Below are 6,161 nucleotides of genomic sequence, written 5' to 3' on the forward strand. Positions count from 1 at the left end.
ACAGGAGGTAAGAGAAAATGAGACAGTCCTCAAGAAGCGAACTTATGAGAAAAATTCAGGAGACTTGTTTTGCATGTGTAGATATGAATCTTTATCTTGACAACCATCCTGATGACAAGAACGCTATAAATACTTACAATACTCTATGTAATCAATTTGCTCAAGCTAGATACGCTTATGAATATCAATGCTCAATGTGCCTACTTTATATTTTTTTGATTAATATACTGTTTCAAAATAAAAAGAGACTAATACAGTCTCTTTTTTATATCCCTAATAAATCCTTTTTCATTCTCTACACTCATTTGGTTAATTATTCTCTTATTCTTCTTAATCTTTCAGATAGTTTTTTATCATTAGAGTCAACTCGTCTTGTATACCCTTTTTCGTACCATGACACCCAAATTAAGTGTCCCTATTTTGTCTACATCGATGGCATTATTATAACAGCTTGATATATCTGCTATTTCCAATCCATATTCTGCATCTCTAAGTATGCCTACTTCTTTATGTCCTTTACTTGCCATGTCTACCAGTTTGTTTGATATTTTATCTAAGTTTATCTCTTTCATTTTTTAATCCTCCATTTTTTATCACAATAAATACATATTTATTTCTCAACACAATCTTTTGCTAGTTTATCCTCTCTTATTCTTTTTAATACTGGTTGCCTTAAAGATCCTCTATCGTTTGGCATATTCATCTGTGCATACAATCGTTGGCTCTATCCAAATAAGCTCCCTCATTCCACTGCTTAATATTTACTTATGTATGTTTACAATAGCATATATTGAGTTTATTAAAGAAGTTAAACCCAGGGCTATTAGCAAAGTATCTAAGTTGATTGCTCTTATTTATTATTATAATGAAAAATAGGGTATTCCATGCAAGAATACCTTAAATTAATTATCAATGACATTTTTTCTTGATTTTAAGTAATAATAATTAACTTAATGGGATATATTTGTAATATAAAGATATAAATATATCACATGGGGGGATTTATTAATGAAAGGCATGAGCAAGTATTCGATTTTCTTTGCACTTTTTGGATTTTTAGGTTTTAAAGAATTAAATGGTGACCCACTAGGGCTTTTATATTTTGGATTCTTTGGCAATTTTTCTATCTATTGGTGGAACAAGCTAGGAAATTGTGAAGATGAGCGCTTAATTTATAATAAACATCGAGCAGGTTCCATAGCATTTTATACAGGCTTTGTTCTAGCAGTTGCAGCAAGTTATTTAATCAGGCTATATACAGTAGATATACTAACACTTTATAGGATGCAAGTATTAATACTAGCACTTACTTTTGCAATATCAACGAATTTATGGGCATTCTTAACTTACAAATTTGATTTTGGAGTTTAAATTTTATGACAAAGTTTATAAGTAATTTAAAAAAATATCGCCAACTTAAAGAATTAACTCAACAAGAATTAGCTGATAAAGTAAATGTCCGAAGAGAAACTGTCGCTCGTTTAGAGAATGCTAAATATAATCCTTCACTTGAATTAGCCGTTAGGATATCAAAAGTTTTAAATACTCCGATCGAAGAATTATTTATCTTTGAATTTTAACTAGTCACTCTATTCTTGTTTTTTGGTTAGGTCTTTTTGGCTAAACCATAGACCCATTAAGGAGAATTTTGATAGTAAGCTTTATGTCTCTTTTATTTCTTAAATCAGTACTATCTATATTCTAAATAGGCTATATATCTAATTCTATTTCAAATATATAATCCGTGGAGTCAAAAGCCTCTTGCATTTCCACTATTAACAAAGGTTTTTCCTTTTTCTTCAAATATATGCATGCTATCGCCTCTTAGAGATAGTGTTCTCAAACATGTATAATTTAAAGCTTCATTTCTATAAATGTATCCAAATATTATTTAACGCATATATCTAAAGTAAAACATCTAGGAGGCTTCTTATGTATCAAAATATTTATCCAAATCCTATTCAATTGCAAAATTCAATAAATTTGATACTGGATTCAATAAACTCTATGGAGCAAGATTTACTTTTATATAATTGGTTAAGTGATAAAATACCTATTTCAGTATTTCAAACATTACCCTCACCTAATGCTGAAGAGCTATATGATATCATAGAAATAATTGAATCACTAAAAAACGATCTCATTAATAATAGCAATTTGTTGAAAGAAATATATTATCAACTGACAGGTACTCATGCTAATATCGAACAAGGTTTTTATTTCGTTCCACCTAGAGATTTATTTACAGGTATATACGATTCCATTGTAAAAACTACTAAGTATATAAAGCAATTAAGACTCATAATGTTTGGATTACCAAATTTTTACTATAGAGATGCACTTTTCAGTATAATATCTGATGAATTAAATCATGGAACTTTACTTAATTATGTGTATTCAGAATTAATACGTATTCAAAATGAGCAAAATCTTAATACCCTTATACAATAACAATAATTAAAATATCTATTGTATAAGTTCTATTGTTAATATCGAAGGATCGTCTTTACTATATATCATGTATAGTTATGTTAACATGCCATCTAAACATTAAAGTGCATGTTCTTTTAGCATACCTTTACACTAGTTTTCTCTCTTTTAACCATATAATCAAACTTATCTAAGTTCCTTTTTCTTCGAATATATCTACTATCTACCTCATATGAGTAGTAATGTCAATGCTTGGTGATATTAAGCATAAAATAAGAGCTAGATATATTAAATAATAAACTCATTAATTAATTGGAGTATCAATATGAAATAAGGGTAGCAATTAAGCTACCCTATTAATATCTACCAGCAGTTACATCTTCCTCTGTCTTTATCCCTATCGTCTCTATCGCAGTGGTCTCTATCGTTCCACCAGTCTCTTCTATCTCTACCACTACATTTAATACACCAATGCCAATTATTACATTGGTGTAAACAATGACATCTATTCCTACAATGACATCTTTTTCTGTCTCTATCTCTATCTCTGTCGCAACGATTTCTATCTCTGTCTCTATCTCTGTCTCTATCTCTGTCTCTATCTCTGTCGCAACGATCTCTATCTCTATCTCTGTCGCAACAATCTCTGTCGCAACAATCTCTGTCTCTGTCTCTATCGAAACAATCTCTGTCTCTATCTCTATCTCTGTCTCTGTCTCTATCGCAATGGTCTCTTCTAATACAGCCCATAATATATCTATCTCCTTTAAAATTGTTTGTGAGATATTTAAAGCTTCTCACAATATTATATTATGAATCTTATACCTAATTGTTGCATGATATGACATTTTATATTATAGGGATTTCAATATATGGTAAAATATATTATAGTTCGCAATCGTAAAAAAAGCGAACTATAAGTTATTTATATAATCTTATAGATAAACACGAATTTGCAAAAATATTGGAGGAACAATATGAAAGATAATAATAAAACAAACAAGTTAACTAATGTATTATTTATAATATATTTGATTGCATTATTTTGGATTATAGTATTTAAATTTAATGTACAATTTTCTTATATGGGAAATATGAGAAGTATAAACTTAATTCCGTTTAGTGAATCTTTAATCATAAATGGTAAACTTCATTTTAGTGAAATCATTATGAATGTAGTAATTTTTTTACCACTTGGTATATATGTAGGAATTTTATTTAAAAGATTGATTATTGGAAAAAAACTTTTCTTATTCTTCTTAATTAGTTTAATATGTGAAGGATTCCAATTTATTTTGGGAGTTGGCGCTTCTGATATTACTGATATAATTAATAATACTTTAGGCGGAATAATTGGATTAATGATATATAAAGGAATTGAAAAAGTATTCAAAACTAGTGTTAAGGCACAAAAATTTATGAATATAATTGCAATATTAGGAACTATCATAATGATTTTATTGTTATTATTACTAAAAATAAACAACCTATGGATATTTAGAATTTAATACTTTAAATACTACTAATAAACTACTAAACATGTCATTAATATTTTCTTCATTACTTAAAACCTCCAGATTTAGTACTTTATATAATTTGACACATTTTATAGTATATCTGAAAATATATTATTATTTTGGATTATTGTGTCGAATAAATATTTATTAAAACTATTAATTCATTAAATCAAACAAGCTAGTTTTTTCTTTACCATTATTATTTGGTAAGTTTAAACAAATTTGGGATTTACTCATATTTCCAACAACTTTAAACAAAGGTAACTCCCTTTCCGTCAATCTTGTGTATAACTTGTCCATCATTTTGTATATAATATTATTTTTAAGTAAGTAACAAGTTTTCCTGTCCATATGCTTATAATGCTATAAAATCTCTCAAATATGATATTATGTTAATATACTTACTATAGATATGTTTTAAGGGGGAACACATATGAATGTAGCAATATACTTGCGCAAGTCTCGTGCTGACTTAGAACTAGAGAAAAATGGTGAATTTGAAACGCTCGCTAAACATAGAGCAACACTTATCGAATATGCTAAGAAAAATGATTTAAATATAGTAGAAATCAAAGAAGAACTTGTAAGCGGAGAATCTATTGTTGCACGTCCTAAAATGGTTGAACTCTTGCAAGAAGTTGAAAATAATAAATACAATGCTGTTCTAGTGATGGATATTGATCGTCTTGGGCGTGGTAATATGAAAGAACAAGGTGTTATTTTAGAGGCATTTAAATACAGCAACACTAAAATTATAACTCCGCAAAAAGTATACGATTTAGAAAACGAAATCGACGAGCAGATGACAGAATTTCAAACATTTATAGCAAGGCAAGAACTCAAAACCATAAAAAAGCGTATGTTAAGAGGACGTAAAAAAAGTTTTGAAGATGGTAAATTTATATACTCCACTCCACCATTCGGATATGATGCTGTATATAACAAAAAAGGTGAACGCACAATAGTACCAAATGAAGATTCTAAAACAGTAAAATTAATCTTTGATTTATATGTTAATGAAGAATATGGTTCAGGATATATAGCAAAATACTTGGATAGTTTAAATATTAAACCTGCTAGAGTTAATAAGTGGCCGCCAGAAACAATCAGGAAAATTTTATCTAATAAGACATACTGTGGCTATTTAAGTTACGGAAGAACTGTACAGACAAGAAAATTTAATGAAAATGGCAATTTAATACACAAGAGAAATGATAAAAATAATATAGAATACGCTAAAGGAAAACATATAGCTATTATATCTGAAGAAGAATACAATAAAGCTCAGAAATTAATGTCTAGTAAGTCTAAAATTACTAATCCCGGTGGTAAATACGCTGTTCAAAACCCATTTGCAGGCATAGCAAGATGTAAAAAATGTGGCTCTATTTTAAAAAGAAATGCCAACAATGGCGGAAAAATATATTTAAAATGTAGAAATGAATGCGGTAATAGATCTACACAACTAGAATTTGTAGAAAATAAAATATTAACATCTTTAAATGATATGCTTGAGACTTATAGAATTAAGATAGATAAAAATTCAATTAAAGATAATAGATCAAATAATGACCCTGTAAAAACTACTAAACAGATTATTACAAAACTAGAATTAGAGTTAAATGATCTAGAAAAACAAAGAAACAATCTTTATGATTTCTTCGAGCGTAAAATTTATGATGATGACACCTTTATAGAGCGTTCTAATATAATAAAAAATAGAATCGAAACAACAAAACAAAATATTGCCGATCTTAATTCTAAGATTCCTAAAAATACAAAAAGCGATGCTGAAATTGTAGCAGGTATTAAAAAGGTGTTAGAGGTCTACCCCCACACTCCTAATGCGAAAGAAAGAAACAAATTATTGAAGAGTGTTATTGATGAAATTGAATATTATAAAGAAGATGGTTACGAAACTGACCAGTTTGACGCTTTTATAAAATTAAAACTTAATGATTAACAAGTTCATACCCTAAGTGCGTTGGAAACACAGTTATTTATCCCCAAGGCACTTAGGGTATTGTTATGAAAATCAATACGGACCTTTAACTAACTTTGGATATGCACCAAGTAGATCTCCATGCAGTGGAACGATGATCCTTGGCCTTGGGAAAAAGAATTTAACGACTAAATTATGTATATGGAGGATTATTATAAATGTGGATATATCAGAAAACTTTACAGCACCCTGTTAATCTGAAGAATAAAGAT

Annotated in this window: 8 protein-coding genes; 6 read left to right on the forward strand and 2 right to left on the reverse strand. The window is 28.7% G+C overall.

Features of this window, described 5'->3' with window-relative positions; genetic code table 11:
• The first annotated feature begins 44 nt into the window (after positions 1-44).
• Entirely contained in the window at positions 45-455 is a 411-nt protein-coding gene (locus T473_RS20020) for a spore coat protein CotJB (protein WP_278246373.1), read from the forward strand.
• On the opposite strand, the gene T473_RS18805 is transcribed toward T473_RS20020, so the two are convergent.
• Positions 363-572, reverse strand: a complete 210-nt coding sequence (locus T473_RS18805) for a hypothetical protein (protein WP_024622571.1) — start codon at positions 570-572, stop codon at positions 363-365. The two genes, T473_RS20020 and T473_RS18805, sit on opposite strands and share 93 nt — an antisense overlap.
• A 436-nt stretch (positions 573-1,008) precedes the next feature.
• Between T473_RS18805 and T473_RS0114890 the strand changes: the two genes are divergently transcribed.
• The 3 genes from T473_RS0114890 (at position 1,009) to T473_RS0114900 (ending at position 2,451) form a co-directional block, all read left to right on the forward strand.
• On the forward strand, positions 1,009-1,371 hold the full coding sequence (locus tag T473_RS0114890; RefSeq protein WP_024622572.1) for a DUF3796 domain-containing protein: 363 nt from the start codon (positions 1,009-1,011) through the stop codon (positions 1,369-1,371).
• Between the two features lie 5 nt (positions 1,372-1,376).
• Entirely contained in the window at positions 1,377-1,580 is a 204-nt protein-coding gene (locus T473_RS0114895) for a helix-turn-helix transcriptional regulator (protein WP_024622573.1), read from the forward strand.
• Positions 1,581-1,932: 352 nt separating this feature from the next.
• Entirely contained in the window at positions 1,933-2,451 is a 519-nt protein-coding gene (locus T473_RS0114900) for a hypothetical protein (RefSeq protein WP_024622574.1), read from the forward strand.
• Between the two features lie 342 nt (positions 2,452-2,793).
• Here the strand turns inward: T473_RS0114900 and T473_RS18660 are convergent, their stop codons facing one another.
• Positions 2,794-3,180 carry a hypothetical protein gene (locus tag T473_RS18660; protein WP_024622575.1) on the reverse strand — a complete coding sequence of 129 codons (387 nt, stop codon included), beginning with the start codon at positions 3,178-3,180 and terminating at the stop codon, positions 2,794-2,796.
• 227 nt (positions 3,181-3,407) lie between these two features.
• On the opposite strand from T473_RS18660, the gene T473_RS0114910 reads away from it, so the two are divergent.
• Positions 3,408-3,938, forward strand: a complete 531-nt coding sequence (locus T473_RS0114910) for a VanZ family protein (RefSeq protein ID WP_024622576.1) — start codon at positions 3,408-3,410, stop codon at positions 3,936-3,938.
• A gap of 442 nt (positions 3,939-4,380) precedes the next feature.
• Entirely contained in the window at positions 4,381-5,910 is a 1,530-nt protein-coding gene (locus T473_RS0114915) for a recombinase family protein (RefSeq protein ID WP_024622577.1), read from the forward strand.
• The last annotated feature ends 251 nt before the right edge of the window (positions 5,911-6,161 follow it).

It is taken from the genome of Clostridioides mangenotii TR (assembly GCF_000498755.1).
Classification (GTDB): domain Bacteria; phylum Bacillota; class Clostridia; order Peptostreptococcales; family Peptostreptococcaceae; genus Metaclostridioides; species Metaclostridioides mangenotii_A.

Excerpts from the sequence above, each read along its gene's own strand:
- T473_RS0114890 (WP_024622572.1), top strand. The coding sequence starts at position 1,009 with ATGAAAGGCATGAGCAAGTATTCGATTTTCTTTGCACTTTTTGGATTT.
- T473_RS18660 (WP_024622575.1), bottom strand. The coding sequence starts at position 3,180 with ATGGGCTGTATTAGAAGAGACCATTGCGATAGAGACAGAGACAGAGAT.
- T473_RS0114900 (WP_024622574.1), top strand. The coding sequence starts at position 1,933 with ATGTATCAAAATATTTATCCAAATCCTATTCAATTGCAAAATTCAATA.
- T473_RS0114915 (WP_024622577.1), top strand. The coding sequence starts at position 4,381 with ATGAATGTAGCAATATACTTGCGCAAGTCTCGTGCTGACTTAGAACTA.
- T473_RS18805 (WP_024622571.1), bottom strand. The coding sequence starts at position 572 with ATGAAAGAGATAAACTTAGATAAAATATCAAACAAACTGGTAGACATG.
- T473_RS20020 (WP_278246373.1), top strand. The coding sequence starts at position 45 with ATGAGAAAAATTCAGGAGACTTGTTTTGCATGTGTAGATATGAATCTT.
- T473_RS0114895 (WP_024622573.1), top strand. The coding sequence starts at position 1,377 with ATGACAAAGTTTATAAGTAATTTAAAAAAATATCGCCAACTTAAAGAA.
- T473_RS0114910 (WP_024622576.1), top strand. The coding sequence starts at position 3,408 with ATGAAAGATAATAATAAAACAAACAAGTTAACTAATGTATTATTTATA.